The sequence below is a fragment of the Carboxylicivirga sp. M1479 genome (genome assembly GCF_007097485.1).
In the GTDB taxonomy this organism is placed as follows: domain Bacteria; phylum Bacteroidota; class Bacteroidia; order Bacteroidales; family Marinilabiliaceae; genus Carboxylicivirga.
Genome location: NZ_VKDE01000001.1, coordinates 198,974 through 215,194, shown reverse-complemented (window position 1 = coordinate 215,194; position 16,221 = coordinate 198,974). Strand labels below are relative to the sequence as shown.

General features: G+C 36.9%; 15 protein-coding genes. 7 read left to right on the top strand and 8 right to left on the bottom strand.

The genetic code is table 11. From position 1 onward, the window contains the following. Positions 1 to 345 precede the first annotated feature (345 nt). The 7 genes from FNN09_RS00930 to FNN09_RS00900 all read right to left on the bottom strand — a co-directional run bounded on the left by FNN09_RS00930 (position 346) and on the right by FNN09_RS00900 (position 8,953). Positions 346 to 3,315: a DEAD/DEAH box helicase gene (locus FNN09_RS00930; protein WP_143299757.1), complete on the bottom strand. Its 2,970-nt coding sequence runs from the start codon at positions 3,313 to 3,315 to the stop codon at positions 346 to 348. Beyond that, entirely contained in the window at positions 3,305 to 4,801 is a 1,497-nt protein-coding gene (locus tag FNN09_RS00925) for an RNA-binding domain-containing protein (protein WP_143299590.1), read from the bottom strand. Before FNN09_RS00925 ends, FNN09_RS00930 begins: the two co-directional genes overlap by 11 nt. 471 nt (positions 4,802 to 5,272) lie before the next feature. Then, positions 5,273 to 5,758: a DUF4252 domain-containing protein gene (locus FNN09_RS00920; RefSeq protein ID WP_143299589.1), complete on the bottom strand. Its 486-nt coding sequence runs from the start codon at positions 5,756 to 5,758 to the stop codon at positions 5,273 to 5,275. Between the two features lie 41 nt (positions 5,759 to 5,799). Continuing rightward, the gene (locus FNN09_RS00915) at positions 5,800 to 7,293 is read right to left on the bottom strand and encodes a PspC domain-containing protein (protein WP_143299588.1); all 1,494 of its coding nucleotides are present in this window, start codon (positions 7,291 to 7,293) and stop codon (positions 5,800 to 5,802) included. Between the two features lie 39 nt (positions 7,294 to 7,332). Next, positions 7,333 to 8,310 carry a PspC domain-containing protein gene (locus FNN09_RS00910; protein WP_143299587.1) on the bottom strand — a complete coding sequence of 326 codons (978 nt, stop codon included), beginning with the start codon at positions 8,308 to 8,310 and terminating at the stop codon, positions 7,333 to 7,335. Further along, complete coding sequence (locus FNN09_RS00905; RefSeq protein ID WP_143299586.1) at positions 8,307 to 8,651, bottom strand: PadR family transcriptional regulator; 345 nt, start codon at positions 8,649 to 8,651, stop codon at positions 8,307 to 8,309. Before FNN09_RS00905 ends, FNN09_RS00910 begins: the two co-directional genes overlap by 4 nt. Positions 8,652 to 8,677: 26 nt before the next feature. Then, complete coding sequence (locus tag FNN09_RS00900) at positions 8,678 to 8,953, bottom strand: hypothetical protein (protein ID WP_143299585.1); 276 nt, start codon at positions 8,951 to 8,953, stop codon at positions 8,678 to 8,680. A gap of 202 nt (positions 8,954 to 9,155) precedes the next feature. Here FNN09_RS00900 and FNN09_RS00895 point away from each other — a divergent pair, with 202 nt between their 5' ends. From FNN09_RS00895 to FNN09_RS00865, 7 genes are all read left to right on the top strand, one after another. Continuing rightward, on the top strand, positions 9,156 to 9,599 hold the full coding sequence (locus FNN09_RS00895) for a YqaA family protein (RefSeq protein WP_143299584.1): 444 nt from the start codon (positions 9,156 to 9,158) through the stop codon (positions 9,597 to 9,599). A 229-nt stretch (positions 9,600 to 9,828) separates the two neighbouring features. After that, on the top strand, positions 9,829 to 10,914 hold the full coding sequence (gene trpS / locus FNN09_RS00890; protein WP_143299583.1) for a tryptophan--tRNA ligase: 1,086 nt from the start codon (positions 9,829 to 9,831) through the stop codon (positions 10,912 to 10,914). A gap of 264 nt (positions 10,915 to 11,178) precedes the next feature. Beyond that, on the top strand, positions 11,179 to 11,517 hold the full coding sequence (locus FNN09_RS00885; protein WP_143299582.1) for a helix-turn-helix transcriptional regulator: 339 nt from the start codon (positions 11,179 to 11,181) through the stop codon (positions 11,515 to 11,517). Positions 11,518 to 11,533: 16 nt separating this feature from the next. Next, a complete protein-coding gene (locus FNN09_RS00880; protein WP_143299581.1) occupies positions 11,534 to 11,956 on the top strand; it encodes an arsenate reductase ArsC in 423 nt (140 codons plus the stop codon). Positions 11,957 to 11,960: 4 nt separating this feature from the next. Then, positions 11,961 to 12,992: an ACR3 family arsenite efflux transporter gene (gene arsB / locus FNN09_RS00875; RefSeq protein ID WP_143299580.1), complete on the top strand. Its 1,032-nt coding sequence runs from the start codon at positions 11,961 to 11,963 to the stop codon at positions 12,990 to 12,992. A gap of 91 nt (positions 12,993 to 13,083) precedes the next feature. After that, a complete protein-coding gene (locus FNN09_RS00870; RefSeq protein WP_143299579.1) occupies positions 13,084 to 13,464 on the top strand; it encodes a phospholipase in 381 nt (126 codons plus the stop codon). A 123-nt stretch (positions 13,465 to 13,587) separates the two neighbouring features. Beyond that, the gene (locus FNN09_RS00865; protein WP_143299578.1) at positions 13,588 to 15,015 is read left to right on the top strand and encodes a sodium:solute symporter; all 1,428 of its coding nucleotides are present in this window, start codon (positions 13,588 to 13,590) and stop codon (positions 15,013 to 15,015) included. Here FNN09_RS00865 and FNN09_RS00860 read toward each other — a convergent pair. Next, the gene (locus FNN09_RS00860) at positions 15,012 to 16,130 is read right to left on the bottom strand and encodes a CapA family protein (RefSeq protein ID WP_143299577.1); all 1,119 of its coding nucleotides are present in this window, start codon (positions 16,128 to 16,130) and stop codon (positions 15,012 to 15,014) included. The two genes, FNN09_RS00865 and FNN09_RS00860, sit on opposite strands and share 4 nt — an antisense overlap. Between the last annotated feature and the right edge of the window lie 91 nt (positions 16,131 to 16,221).

Genomic DNA, 16,221 nt, shown 5'->3' with positions numbered 1-16,221 from the left:
ATATTAAAATAATTGCTAGTGATAAACTCTATAAATAACACAAGAACATAAAGTTAGTGTAAGTCATGATCTACATATAAATATTTAACTAGAAGTTATTAACATTATATAGTATCATTTTAATTTACAACTAACTACAAGCATGACTCACTTTCATAACTGTCTCTTTTAACGCTAAACCGTGAAACATATTAATAAAACCAGTTTTTGAGACTGTCAATGACAGTGTAGGTTACGGAACTAATAATACTCTCAACAAACGGTCGTTTTATGACTATTAAATTCCTTAATAAAATGGAAGCAAATTAGTGTGTTAGGTTAAATTGCAGCATTTCACATGATGTTTCAAACCAGTCTTTCGTTTAAAATACTCTTCCACATAAAATACCCCTTGTCTTCTTCACTGTAATCATGCACAATGCGGCTAAAATTATTAGGTGCATTATGAATAAAGAATTGTCGACCTTTGTTTCTAATAATTGATAAGTCGTTATTGATAGTTTTTAGCTGGTCGTGCAAATTGTTTTTATCAATATGCCACAGATAGGTAGCCTCTTCAGTATCTAAGGTTTCAAGTACAATATGATATTGCTCTTCACCTTCAAGTAAAAATACAAAAGTAAAAGGACTTAAAACAAAACGGATTTTTAAGATTTGGGCTTGATGGCGCTTGAGTAGGAATCTTAATTGTTTCTCATGTTTGATATCTTGATTGCCTAGTAATTCACTAACAAAATCTTCTTCATCAATATCAGGCAATAGGTTATTGGAAATATTCTGTAAGCCTAGCATTTCTTCTTGAAAATCATGAGGTCTGCCTCCAATAATTTCTTTCTGAACAAATCTAAACTTTACACTTTCAATTAGCTCGTCATTTATTCTTTCAATATCAGTAGACTGTACCTCTTGAGCGATTAATATATCATTCTCAAATTCAGCATAAATGTCAAGAGTGACCTTTCTAAGTCCAAGCTGTTTAGCAAAGTAGGGCTTAAGTATCGTGAATTCTGGTCTGATGATATCATTTTCAATTTCAAACTCAATCAATTCGCCAGTCTGTCTATTGACATAGTTGAAAGCAACTATTCCATATCTGAACTCTAGTTCTTTAAAATCTAGCTTTATCTGCTTTCGAATGTTATATGTACTTGGCTTTTCTTCCTCTTTATGAGTATTGTTAAAAAGTGTATGTTGATTCTCCAGTTTACGATAGTAGGTATTTCTTTTAAGAAATAGTTTATTTAAGTAATCAACTTTGTAGTCCCGATAATCGTATATAACTGGTGTGTGATCAGAGCGTTGAACACGTCCCATATATTGAATTAACTTGCCCTTAAATGAGAAAGGATAAACCAGGAAAAGTCGTGAAACATTCTGCAAGTCACTACCCTCTCCGAAGAACTGACCAGTCGTAATTAATGCCTGAAAATTGCCTGCCTTCAATAGATTCCACTTGTTCGTTCTATCTTTTTGAGAATCATCACCAGAAAGGCAAATAGTTTCGAAACAATGTTTCAGAAACTGATTAAGTGTATTGATATGCTCTTTGCGCTCTGTAAGAATTACAGCTCTATTTCCATCATTTAGCTCCTTGATTATATCTTTAATGATCAGGTTATTCCTGGCAAGGTCGTGTATTAAAATTTGCGATACCGTTTCAAATGGATCTGTTTTTGGATTGTACGGAACATTAAATTCAGTATTTCGAACAATTATCTGGGCATGTTTATGGTTTTCTATTTGCTCAGGTTGTATTTCGCAAATGACATCGCCAAGATGAATGAAAATGAGTTTGCCTTCATTGTGCTTTCTAAATGGCGTCGCAGTAAGTCCATATAGAAAATAAGAGTTGAGTCTGCCAATTGTATTGCTAAATGACTTAGCTGGAATGTGATGACACTCATCAATGATAATTGTTCCAAACGCATTACATAATTGAGCATCCTTAACCAGGTGTTTAGATAAGGATTGTATCATTGCTACAGTTACTTGTTTGCTATGTTGTGCTTTCACCTGGCCAATCTTTCCGATTTCATGATAAGGGATTCCCAGAAATGATTCAATACGCTCAAGCCACTGTTCCATTAATTGTTTGCGATGGACTATAATTAAAGCGGGTTGTTTTCTGTCAGAGATTAGTTTAAGGCCAATCACAGTTTTGCCGCTTCCGGGAGGAGCAACAATAACACCAAAATCTTTTTTTGAAATGCTGGCAAGTGCATCTTTCTGATGGGTTCTGAGTTCAATGTTACAGTCGTAGTTTATGGTAGGAAGTTTATTTCTATTATCCTTAAAGTCATATCCTATGGATGTTTGTTTGCAAAATTTTAAAAAGCTTCCTGTCGTTCCTCTCGGAATGCTAATGATGTCATCTTGTTCTTCGATGAAGTTAAAGTAACGCTCCGTTTTATAGGTACTTCGGTTTTGCTTTTTCTTAATAAAGAATTCTGGGTTTGCAAAGTTGAGTTTATCCTTTAGAAAATTAACAATAGGGGGAGTTAGTCCATTGCGGTTAAAAGACAACTGATTACATAGTTGAATGATTAATTCTTCCGAAGATGATTGAAGGAGAAGCTCATTATTTTGTTTAGGGGTATCGCTAATTTCCTTGTATAAAGAGTTGAAGTTAGTTATTGATAACCTTTGAACCGATTGAAGGAATGAATATTGATTATCGAATGGAGTAAAATTTTCAGTATCAATAAAACAACTATTGTCGTTTTTTAGAGCCATACCATTAATTGGAAGTGCTATTAAGTTGCCTAGCCCTTTGCCGGAGAGGTAGTTTTGATTTGGAAATATCCTGTCAAAACTCGAACCTTTATCAAAAACAGAAAATGCACCACATTTTTGTAGAATGCTAATAAATAGTTTTCGAGTTTTAACAGCTGGCAAATTCTCTTCAAAGAATATCCAAACATGTCCACCATTGCCTGAACGAGACCGTTCGAGATAGGCAGGAATCCCATTTGAATGGCAAGCTGCAATAAAAGAAAGACATTGTTCTTTCCAATCTTTTTTATCAAAATCAGCAACTAAGAACCAGCTTGTATTGTCTATGAGAAGAGGATAAATACCTATAAATTGATTTCCATTCAAATGCTTAATCAGCTCATCATTGGTTAGTGGCTTGTATGTTTTATCAGGAAAATTTGAAAATGTTCCTCCATTATTTTTATGCAAGCGGTATTGATAAGGATCGTAAATATATGCAGGGGTGTATCCTGATTTTGCATTTTTCTCCCACCTAACGGCAAAAACATCCTGGCGACCTTTGAACAGGTTATTTATGATGGATAACTCTCTACTGTTCATTTTTAATAATTTCCCATCTACCAGTTCTGTCTCCACCAACCCTTCTTATAATGTTTTTCTTTTTAAGACTTGCAATGTTTTTGTCTATCGCAGTTGTGCTGATATCCAGTCTTTTCGCCATTTCTGATTTAGAAATACTAGGCTCCGACAAAATGAATTTGACTATCATCTTTTGACTATCTACCAACCCATCTACCAACCCATCTACCAACCCATCTACCAACTTTGTTTCAAATTTTCTATTTACAGGCAATTCACATACGAAATATCGTCTATCAGGCTCATCAGTTTCGAATTTCGGTGATGGTGAATTATTATTCTTCATAGAACTTATAATTGTTGGCACACCTGTTCCTCTGCCTTCAGTTAATTCAAGCTCTTTAAGAAATTCACCAATTCGCCGATTTCTATAACGCCTTATTCGAATAACACCCTTATTGAAATCAGTCTGTTTAAGTGAGGGGTCAACACCATTATAGCTAATGATTTCAATAGCCTCAGGTAGCACCCTGACTTCAATAGGCTCTCTTAATTCATAATTTTTGTGGTAAACGGCATTGGCTAAAGCTTCCTCAAGCGCATTATAAGGATAATTACTAATAGAATCGGCCTTTTCTCTATCGGCATATTTAATTACTTTGCCTTTGATAATATTTGCTTTAAGATATGATAAAGCATCAGTTAACTGCTTTTGAATCGGACCTTCAAATATCTTTTCATTAAATGCTTTTGCACCGATGCCATTTGGAAACTCAACAACATCAATCTGGACAGTAGGGAAGTATTTCTTAGGTTCGTTGGAAAACATTAATAATCCTACATTTTTAGGAAAACGATGTTCTTTGGCGCCTTCACATAAGTTCATAGCTTCTGCCAATTCTTCTATCGACATATTAATACTTTCACTGTGAAGCTTACTCTTTGTCTTGTATAGATGTTCTCGCATTAGACCAAAATCCAGGTCATTAACACTGGCCTGCGTATTTACCCTGTCATCAAATGGAATTTTGGCAGTTAACTGTATTAGTTCTGCTTCTTGCTCAGGGTTGGGGATTACTGTGCTAGAATATTGACGGATCCTGTAATTATAGGTCTTGTTCTTTTTGATTTTTACATCATCAGGAACTCTATATGGTCTAACGCTTCCGGCAGGAACCCAGATCACCAGGATATTACGGTCATCAATTTCCTCAAGAGATAACCTTGGCATATAAGGTGGCTGAATAAGATTAGCGTATCCAATCATTTCTTTCTGAACTCTCTCTAAGGCATCCGGATTAAAGCCACTTACGGGACGCAACGGTTTACCATTTTCTTCTTTAACCCCTACAATGATGTAGCCACTACCTTCATTTTCAAAATCATTAGCAAATGCACAAACTGTACGCATGATGGTCGTGGGATTCCAGTCTTCCTTAAACTCAATTCTGCTTCCTTCTACTAGTTTTCCAGATAAAAGCTCTTCAATACTAATCAGTATGCTCATTGCATTTTTCTTTAGTTTTAAACCTTGAAATTACTTGTAATTGTTAATTCAAACAAAATCTACACTTGTTTTTAATAGAAGCCTCTAAAGTTATTATATGAATTTTAGAGTTTATTTTCTACTATGAAAAATCAGGACTCCTAGAAAGTAAAAAAAAGAGTTACTTACTATTTCTTAAAAATCAACACCATTTCGTAATAAATTTATTCTTGGCTAACTAAATATTTTCAAAAACCCTCCAAAATACCCTAAAAAACAATTCAGCATTTGAATGATGCTATTAATTTATTAACTTGCAAGTAGTCAAAATATTAGGTACTAATATTTACCGAGAACAAATCGAGAACAAGAAAAAATAGATATTTAAAACATCCGTTTAGAGCGCATTACAGAGCTTTGGAGGAGTCCGGCTCTGGGTACAGAAAAAGCCTGATAGTTTGACTATCAGGCTTTCTTTTTGCTATTAAGCGCCTACTTGTAGCTATCTAACTTATCGGCTAATTCATCAACGTCATCGATTTTGAAATCACCAAAAAAGGATAATAACACGCCGTTGGTTTCTCCCTGAAACAGCACATGACATTCTGTTACCTTTTTTCCCTTGCGATAAATACGAATATCAACATCCTCATCCGGGTCATCATCCTCAACCTTATCGTATTTACTCAACGACAGATAACTCAAAGTCTTCTCTCTGAAATCCATCGACTCTTCACCTTCTGAAGCCTTGTAAATAACAAGCTTCACCTCGTGCAAATCGCCTGATACATTACTTTCATCTTCGCCGTCATCATCAAAATTGAGGTTAACAGCATCCAACATCTCTTTCGAGAAAGACATCATCGTCACACCTTTTTTCAAGGCCATCTTTTCAAATAACTTATCCGACGGACGGCTTTGTGCCTGCATTGAAATACCAAATGCGATAATCAATCCGAGTGCTAATAATTGTTTCATACTATTTAGGTTTAATGTTGTTATTAAAGTTCTAACTCTTTTTAATATTCGTCAATAAATCGGTCGAGATAAGGACTTACTTCCAACTTTTTCCCATATGGAATCTGGATATTTATATACACCTTTTGATTACGAACCAAGGCCTCATCTGCAATCACAAATTTCTTATCCAAATAAATAATAGAATCGTTCTGCGACCAATAATAGACTGTTGTTTTAGCGTTAAACTCAGCATCGTCATCATTCAATCCCCTGGCCTTTTTATCAATGGTCATCTGCAATATATCGCCTCTACTGATATTGATAACGGGTGCACCTTCAACCTGCAATTCTCCATCTTCCGAAAATAATTCCAAGTGGTCAAGGTCCATCAAGTATTCACGATCATTGCTTATGCTTTCCACCTCAGAAGCTCTTAAGTAAATTGTTTCTGCCTGCGTTGGTTTTAAATATTGCTGCTCAGAAACTGAGCCCGATTCTTCAAAACTTTTGGCAATGCGTATACCTGTAAAAAATACCAATACAATTCCTGACAACCACAATATTAAAGCCGTCATTCCGATAAATTTACCATGACTTTTAAAGCGGAAAATTAATTTCAAACCAAGATAAAGAATCACTAAAAATGGAATTCCAATAACGAGCAACACAGCTGCTGTTAAAAAGCTTTGATCAATATAGGCCAAAAACCGATCGGGTACAGACGCAATAAAATGACTGCCATCGGTAACAGCTAACCCCATAATGGTGTCTTTAAAAGCAAAGAATCCTACAAGGCCCATAATAGCAAGTACACTCCAAATCACAATACCAATTCCCAATAATATTCCTAGAATATTTAACACCTGATAAAGTGCATTGGCCATGGCATCACCTGTTTTATTCGCTCTGGTTTGCATACGTTTATAATTTGGTTTGTTTTTATATTCTTTAAACTTGGACGAAACGGCTTCGTATTCCTCCTTGATATTATCGCCTACTTTACGAAAGGTAATGCCTCCGCGCATAGATATACGTTGCCCCAGGGTTTTGGCCTTAGGCATGGCAATCCATAAGATAACATAGATTAATGCCGTAATACCCAATGATGCAAATGCAGAAACAACTGCTATCACTCGAAATACCAAGGGATCAACATCGAAATAAGCACCTAAACCAGCACAAACACCTCCCAACACCCGATCATCAGGATCGCGAAAAAGGGATTTCTTTCCCACATAAGTAGATGATGTTGATGAGCTGCTCTTACTTCCCGTTTCAGATTCTTCTGCATCCTCTTCATCCACGATCTCGGCTGGCTCCCCTATCGTATGAATAATCTCTTCAACAGCATTTAGCTGAATGGTACAGCCCTTACAGTTAACCTGAAACAACTCAGCAATGCGCGATTCAATATCTGCTATTATTTCTTGTGCTTCTTCGTTATTTCCTAAGCGCTTTTTAATGGTATCCAGATATTCATTTAATCGTTCATAAGCCTCCTCTTCAATTTTAAAGGCTAGTCCATCCAGATTTATATTTATTGTTTTATTCATGACGGTTCGTAATTCAAATTAATAATCGACAAAATATCCTTAACACATTAACATAAAGCCACCAAATAGCCACATAAACACTTTAATGGCTAACGAGCCCAAAAGCAAAAAGGCAATCAGATACAGAATAATCTTTAAAAAGGTTTTAAAAATTAAACCAACAACTAACAGCACCAATACAAAAGTTAAAGCTCCAGGAAAAAAGATGTGACCAAACATGGGAGCGACATGCACAGACATGCCTGTGAAAATAGCTCCTGGCGCATGCCATATGCCATTAAATCCGTTTGCACCAAAAATTAATGCAGCTCCGATAATAACAGCAATAATTAAGAATGTTGATTTATCACGTCGTGAGAAACGACTAAAAAAGCTTTGTCCCTTTTTATAGGTATCAGATTCTTTAAAGTTTCCGAATTTCTTTTTAACCTCGTCGTATTCATCGCGGATACTTCGCTCAATGTTCTCAATGGTTATGCGTTCTCCGCGCATGTGCAATTTCTGAGCAGTGGTACGTGCTGGCGGTAATGCTATCCAAAGTATTAAATAGATCAAACCCAAGGTGCCTGAAGTGATAAAGGTAAATATCACAGTTAGCACACGAACAAGTACTACATCAATGCCAAAGTAAGCCGCTATACCTGAACAAACACCGCCAAATACGCGATTATCCACATCACGATAAAAGCGTCGGTTTGGTCGTTGAAAAACCATGCTCGTTGGCGGAGTATAGCTTTTCTTTTCGCTAGCACCCTCTTCTTCAAATTGCTCAGGTTCACCCATGGTTGCCACAACATCCTCAACCATTTCCAAGGTCACAACACCAGTCTCACGATCAATTCGTTCATTAAAAATCTCTGCTACACGACTTTCAATATCCGTAATAATCTCATCACCACTCTCCTGTTTTCGAAAAGTCGATTCAATTTTATCCAAATAAGTACGTAGGCGCGAGTATGCATCATCATCGATGTAAAACATGTGCCCGCTTATATTGATTGTTACAGTCTTTTTCATTTCTCGTCGGCGTTTTTGGTTTGATGAATCAATTCTACAGCGTTAACTAAATCCTTCCATGAAGTATCCATTTCGCCTAAAAATGTACGTCCCTCGTCGGTAAGTGCATAGTATTTTCGCGGTGGTCCTTGTGTTGACTCTTCCCAGCGATAGCTAAGAAGTTTCGCATTTTTTAATCGCGTTAACAGCGGATATAAGGTTCCTTCCACAACAATCATCTTCGCTTCTTTCAATTGCTTAATAATATCTGAAGCGTAGGCATCGTTGTTGGACAAGATGAGTAATATACAATACTCCAAAACTCCCTTCCGCATTTGCGCTTTTGCATTTTCTACATTCATTCTCCTGGTTTTATAGAGTTATTATTTTATAATTGACTTATAGAATGACGTTTGATAATAAAGTCATTCTCAATACTCGCTATATTTCTGTTTGCGTCTCTGTCATCTTTTTTCTTTCCTTTAAGCGTTTTCTTAAGCTCAGGCTTTTGCCTCTTCTCTTCCACTTTTGCCTTTTCCGTTTCAACAATTCGGCAACTATCCACTTTTTCTTCCTGAGCAAAAAGCGCTATTGAAAAAGTAAAACAAAGCCCTACTAAAAGAACTTTAATAAATGAACCCGATTTTGATTTGAATAATTTCATGACGAGAATACTATCTTAAACAATGAATTATGCATTACAAATATACGGTCATAAGATGGTACTATGCAATACAAAGTACCATATTTTTTTTAAATATTTTTCACTTAATCATTGTATCGCCCATAAATAAAGAGATACAGCGCCTAAAAAAAATCAATGCAAATCACTTATTTTCTTACATTTGTGCTTAAATTGATATAAAATGCTATTTGAATCAGGATACTTTGCCTTGTTTCTAGCTTCTTTTTTGGCAGCTACGGTTGTTCCTTTTAGCTCCGAAGCACTACTTTCTGGAATGTTAGTTGCCGATTATAACCTATATTGGTGTCTTGGACTTGCCACTTTGGGCAATTGGTTGGGCGGAATGAGCTCCTACGGCATTGGCTGGCTTGGCAAAACAGCATGGATTGAAAAGTACCTGAAAATTAAACATACACAGATTGAAAAAACCAAAAAGCTAGTTAAAGGAAAAGAATTGTGGATTGCATTTTTTTGTTGGTTGCCAGGTGTAGGAGATGTTATTGCAGTGATACTCGGCCTGCTAAAAGTCAATATATGGTTATCAGCAATAGGAATGCTAATTGGTAAATTACTTCGCTACATCGTATGGGCATTAATTACATTGCAAGTCATAGATCTTTTTTAAGCTTTCATAGCATAAAACAAAAGCACAATTAACTTCCAATTAGCCTATTTCTTCAGCTTAAAAATAAATTCTTATTCTGCTTTTTGAGGAAGTATACTTATTTTTTATCATTTTTGTGCCTCCTTTATTACTGATATATAGTGATAAATGAATTGGTCGCTTACTAATTATTAGTTAAGCTCTATTGAAGACCAAAAAAATACAACTGTTTATAATTTGATTGAGGAATATGACAACTGAAAAAGTCGAAGGAATTAGTAATGCATCATTTGACAGAGCTGTTGAAAAAAGTAATGCATTAGAGGCGGATTTACAGATTAACCCTGGAAAACACAGAGTTTTAACAGGAGACAGGCCAACGGGAAACCTACACATTGGTCATTATTTTGGTTCTCTTCAAAACAGAGTACGCTTGCAAAACCTGGGCGTTGAAACATTTATTGTTATTGCAGATTACCAAGTACTTACTGATAGAGATGTTTTCAAAGATATTTCTAAGTTCGTATTAGAATTAACCATCGACTACCTAGCATGCGGATTAGATCCTCACAAATTTAAAACGCACATTTTTCCGCACAGTCACATTCCTGAATTAAACCAACTCTTGGTTCCTTTCTTGTCTTTAGTATCTAACTCTGAGCTTAGCAAGAATCCAACTATTAAAGAAGAAATTCAAGCATCAGGTCAGAACGTAATTAATGCAGGTATGTACACCTACCCTGTTCATCAGGCTGCCGATATTCTGTTTTGTAAAAGTGATGTGGTTCCAGTTGGAAAAGATCAATTACCACACATTGAATTAACCCGAAACATTGCCAAGCGTTTCAATAAGAAATTTAAGGCGCGTGTTTTCCGTGAGCCAACTGGCTTACTAAGCGAAACACCTATGATTCTTGGTCTTGATGGTGGTCAGAAAATGAGCAAGAGTAGAAATAACACCATCATGATTAAGTCAACAGCTGACGAAACCATGAAAGCGGTAAAGTCTGCTAAAACCGATTCGGAACGCTTCATCACTTACGATCCTGATAACCGTCCTGAAGTGGCCAACTTATTACGCATTGCTGGTCTTTCATCGGGTGTTGCTCCAGAAAAATTAGCTGAGGAAATTGGCGACCAAGGAGCAGGTAAGTTAAAAGCTGTTGTTACTGAGTCAATCAACGAGCATTTTAAAGCTATTCGCCAAAGAAGAACTGAGCTTGAAAATGATATTGATTTTGTAAAAAGCATTCTTCGCGAGGGTATTGCTGATTCGCGTAATGTAGCACAAGCAACATTAGAAGAGGTTCGCCAGGCTATGAATATGCATATTTAAGTAGAAACAATATACGATTTAAAGGGAGGCATTTGGCTTCCCTTTTTTTGTGCTTATACCAATTACTATTCAAAATGCGCCTTCAGTTCGTTTCACTCCTAAAAGCACTATGAATATATTTCGGCATTAACCCATGATATAAGCAAAATGCTTTATCAATCATTTTGTTATTCATTTGGTATTAAATGTTAATAATTTATTAAAAAGTAGATTGACGTACTTTTACGTCAACTATTTGACGTATTTTTACGCCAAATAAAAGATATGCCACAAGCAAAAACAAATTTATTTGAGGATGACTTACAGGAATTATCACAACTTTTTAAAGCACTGGGACATCCTGCCCGCTTACAAATCCTAAAGTTTTTGAGCAAGCAGAACACCTGTTTTTCGGGCGACATCAACGACATTGTTCCCCTTGGAAGAACAACGGTTAACCAGCATATTGCTGAATTAAAAAAAGCAGGGCTGATAAAAAGCTCCACACAAGGAACTAAAACAAACTACTGCCTTAATAACGATGGTATCAGCAAACTTAATCAATTGGGCATCTCTTTTTTGTCTGAGATACAATGCAGTAGCTGTAATACAAACGAATGTTAATATAAAAATAGATATAATGAGAGTATTGATTTTATGCACAGGCAATAGCTGTCGAAGCCAAATGGCTCATGGTTTCTTGCAATCTTTCGACAAAAACATTGAGGTTTATTCAGCTGGAACAGAAGCTTCGGGAAAATTAAACACCAAAGCCGTTGAAGTAATGAACGAAATTGGTATTGACATTAGCCAGCACAGCTCCGATTCAGTTCAAAAGTATTTGGGCGAAAAATGGGACTTTGTTATTACTGTTTGCGGTGGCGCCAACGAAGCTTGCCCTGCCTTTATTGGCGATGTAAAGCACCGTTTGCACATTGGTTTTGACGACCCATCACACGCGGTAGGTTCCGATGAATTCATCATGAGTGAATTTCACAGGGTAAGAGATGAAATCAAAGACGGATTCTATAAGTTTTATCAAGAAAACATTAAAGAAGCATAAGCGCATGACTGAAGAAAAAAAGCAAATTGGTTTTTTCGAAAAGTACCTGACTTTATGGGTAGCTCTCTGCATTGGCGGGGGTATATTAATAGGTCATTTCTTTGGCGAAACAGTAACTGTATTAAGCCAATTAGAAATTGCTGGGGTTAATTTTTTAGTGGCTATTTTAGTTTGGTTGATGATTTATCCAATGATGCTTCAGGTTGATTTCTCAAGCTTGAAGAATGTTGGTAAACGCCCTAAAGGCATCATCCTTACCTTGGTTATCAATTGGATCATCAAGCCTTTTACCATGGCCTTTTTTGCCTGGATATTCTTTTCTAAGTTGTACAGTGCTTTTATAAGCCCCGATTTAGCAGGAGAATACATAGCAGGAGCAATTCTATTGGGCGCTGCACCTTGTACTGCAATGGTTTTTGTTTGGTCTTACTTAACCAATGGAGATCCTAATTACACCTTAGTTCAGGTATCGGTTAACGACCTAATTATTTTGGTGGCTTTTGTGCCAATTGTTGGTTTACTTTTAGGTATTACCAATGTGGCCATCCCTTATGACACTTTAGTAACCAGCGTCGTTATTTTTGTGGTAGTACCTTTATTGGCAGGTACGCTTACCAACCGCTATCTGATTAAAAAGAAAGGTCAGCAATGGTTTACCGAGGAATTTTTACCAAAGTTTAAGCCAGTAAGCATTTTTGCCCTCTTGGCTACTCTGGTATTGTTATTTGCTTTCCAAGGCCACAACATTACCGAAAATCCGCTGATTATTCTTTTGGTGGCAATACCTTTAACCATACAAACCTACTTTATCTTTTTTATCGCTTGGTTTAGCGGTCGGAAACTAAAGTTACCACATGCTGTTTGCTCGCCAGCCGCCATGATTGGTGCCAGTAACTTTTTTGAGTTAGCTGTAGCAGTGGCAATTGCATTATTCGGACTGCAGTCTCCTGCCGCTTTAGTAACGGTAGTTGGTGTTTTGGTTGAAGTACCAGTTATGTTATCATTAGTTGCATTAGCCAACAAGTGGAAATATTAAACCGAAGATATTTGGCATAAAGGCAGAAGCTTATTTAAACAATCTTCTGCCTTCTTCCTTTTAACTTCTAACTATTTTTTATTTTTGCAGCATGATTTATTTATTGGCAGGCATTGTTGTAGCGTTGGTGTTGGCTTTTCTTTTTTCAAAAAGGTCAACAAGTGGGGATGAAGAGCAAACACAAGTGGCAGATGATTGCTGTGGTGCTCACGAGGTTTGTGAAACAGATAGCCTCCTTAGTAGTAGCGATAAGGCAGAATATTACGAAGACGAGGAGTTGGATGCTTTTAAGGAAAAAACAGCTGATAGCTATAACGACGACGAAATAGAGCAATTTCGTGAAATACTATTTACTCTTAAGGAACGTGAAGTTGCTGGTTGGTTAAAAAGTCTTCAAATTCGCCAGATTAATCCACCCGAAATAATTCGCGAAGAGGCTTTAATGATTGTTGCCGACAGACGTGGATTGTAAAAACAGACACAAAATTCTGTACTAATCCAAGCGAAACAATCCCAAGCAAGCAATAGCTTTTTAGGTATACTTCTGCACTTTTCAACTTATCCGCTATCTTAGAGCTGAAAAAATCACAATCAGATGAGTCCGGTACTTACAGCATCCATCATAGCAGGCTACTTTGGTCTTTTAATTTTTATCTCCTTCTTAACGAGCAAAAAGTCTGATAACGACACCTTTTTCAGAGGCAACAAACAATCGCCCTGGTACATTGTGTCCATTGGCATGATTGGAGCCTCTCTGTCTGGCGTTACCTTTATTTCTGTGCCTGGCTGGGTGGGTTCAACAGGACTCTCCTACATGCAAATGGTGTTGGGATATTTCTTGGGCTATCTGGTAATTGCTCATGTATTATTGCCTCTTTATTACCGCTTAAACCTTACTTCCATCTATACTTATTTGGATGAGCGTTTTGGTTTCTGGTCTTACAAATCAGGTGCTGTACTATTCCTCCTTTCGCGCACCATTGGAGCTTCTGCTCGACTTTACTTAATGGCCAATGTATTACAAATTGCCGTTTTTAATGCTTTCAACATACCATTTAAAGTAACGGTAATTGTAACCATATTACTCATTTGGCTCTACACCTTTAGAGGCGGTATCAAAACCATTATTTGGACCGATACACTTCAAACACTCTTCATGCTTTTGAGTGTGGGCATTACGGTTGTTGTTATCTCCAAATCAATGAATCTCTCTTTCTCAGGGATTATCAATACGATATCAGATAGTCAATATTCAAAAATATTTGAGTTTGATGATTGGTCATCAAAACAGCACTTTGCCAAACAGTTTCTTTCTGGTGCTTTTATTACCATTGTAATGACTGGCCTTGATCAGGACATGATGCAGAAAAACCTGACCTGTCGCAACCTTAAGGATGCCAAGAAAAATATGTATTGGTATGGCTTCTCATTCATCCCTGTGAACTTGCTATTTTTAAGTTTGGGTGCTTTACTATTTATATTCGCCGCCAACCAAGGCATTGCCTTACCCGAACGTTCTGATGATTTATTTCCGATTATTGCAACAGGAGGTTACTTACCCAAGATAGTTGGCGTGTTTTTTATGCTCGGTCTGGTAGCTGCAGCTTATTCATCGGCCGATTCGGCACTCACATCTTTAACCACATCTTTTTCGGTAGATATTTTAAACGTTGAGAAGAAGCAGAACAGCGATGCCAAACGCACACGATTTAAGGTACACATAGGCTTTAGCATACTATTAGCTGTGGTTATTTTACTCTTTAGGGCTTTTAATAACGATAGCGTTATTAGCACGGTGTTTAATTTGGCAGGTTATACCTATGGTCCCCTATTGGGACTTTATGCCTTTGGCTTGTTCAGCAAACGAAATGTAAAAGACTCCTTGGTTCCAATTATTGCACTGGCTTCTCCTATAATAATCGGCATTTTGGATTACAACTTATCCATGGGATTTGAGAAACTTATTTACAATGGTGCCATTGCATTTTTTGGCTTACTATTAATCAGCAAACCAAAAAATTAATCCAGTTCCGCTGGCACTTCAATTCGTGCATTACTCATTGAAAATCCTTTGCTTTCAATTGGTTTTTCAAATGGCATGTAAAAGTCTCCATCATCATCAATTACGAGACGGTGGTTTAATTCGGGAAAATCAATTTTCGTAAGATCACTCATTTTGTATACCACCGCATTACCATGATCTCGTACGGTTCCTACACCTTTTACTTGTTTAAACGAATGGATTTTACCACGAACAAATGAGCCATCTTCATTGGTCCATATTTGAACAACAGGCGATAAGCCATTAGCTCCTGTAAGGTTAAATCGACTGAAAGTGCAAAAATTACCAAGACTGTAGGCAATGAATCGATCTTTGTATATTTCCATTGAGCGAGGCACATGTGGGCCATGGCCAAATACAATATCGGCACCCGCATCTATCATAGCATGCGAAAATCGATGTACATTACCTCTGTTCTCGCCATAGAAAATTTCTGTTTCACGCGTTACATGCATGTGCTTTTTGCCTTCGGCCCCACCATGAAACGACACCAAAACATAATCACACTCATTATTTAACGCAGCCACAATTTTAGCGGCACCTTCAATATCTGCAATTTGCGCAGTACCAGTATTTGGTGCAAAAGCACACATTCCAATTTTTTTGCCATGCAAATTAACCACAACCGATGCTTTGTTATACAGGCCAGCATAGGCAATTTCCAAACTATCCAATAACTTACGGGTCGTTTTTAATCCCTCAGGACCAAAATCACGAATGTGGTTATTGGCAATACTCAATAAATCAAAACCCACCTTTTTTAGTACTGGTGCATATCGCGTTGGTGTTTTAAAAGCATAACACTTTGTGAGGTCTTTACAGCGCTTATAAACGTCACCTTCATCTAAAAAAGCACCTTCTAAATTACCAAATACAACATCCGCCTCAGCAAATACTGGCGCAACCTCCTTAAGTAAGGGCCATGGGTCATCGTTTGGAGGCAAGTAATCCTCCGATGGAAAATGTGTACCTAACATCATATCGCCAACACCAATAAATGACAGACCGTTTCCGTTCTGTGCCAGCGTTAATGATAGAAAACAAGAAAATATGAGGGTAATGATGTATTTTTGCATGCCGATAAATTTGTGCTTAAAGATACTATTTTGCCCCAATGCGAGCTAGGCTCTATTTGTCTTTTCGCCAAAATACAGTTAATATTGCCTT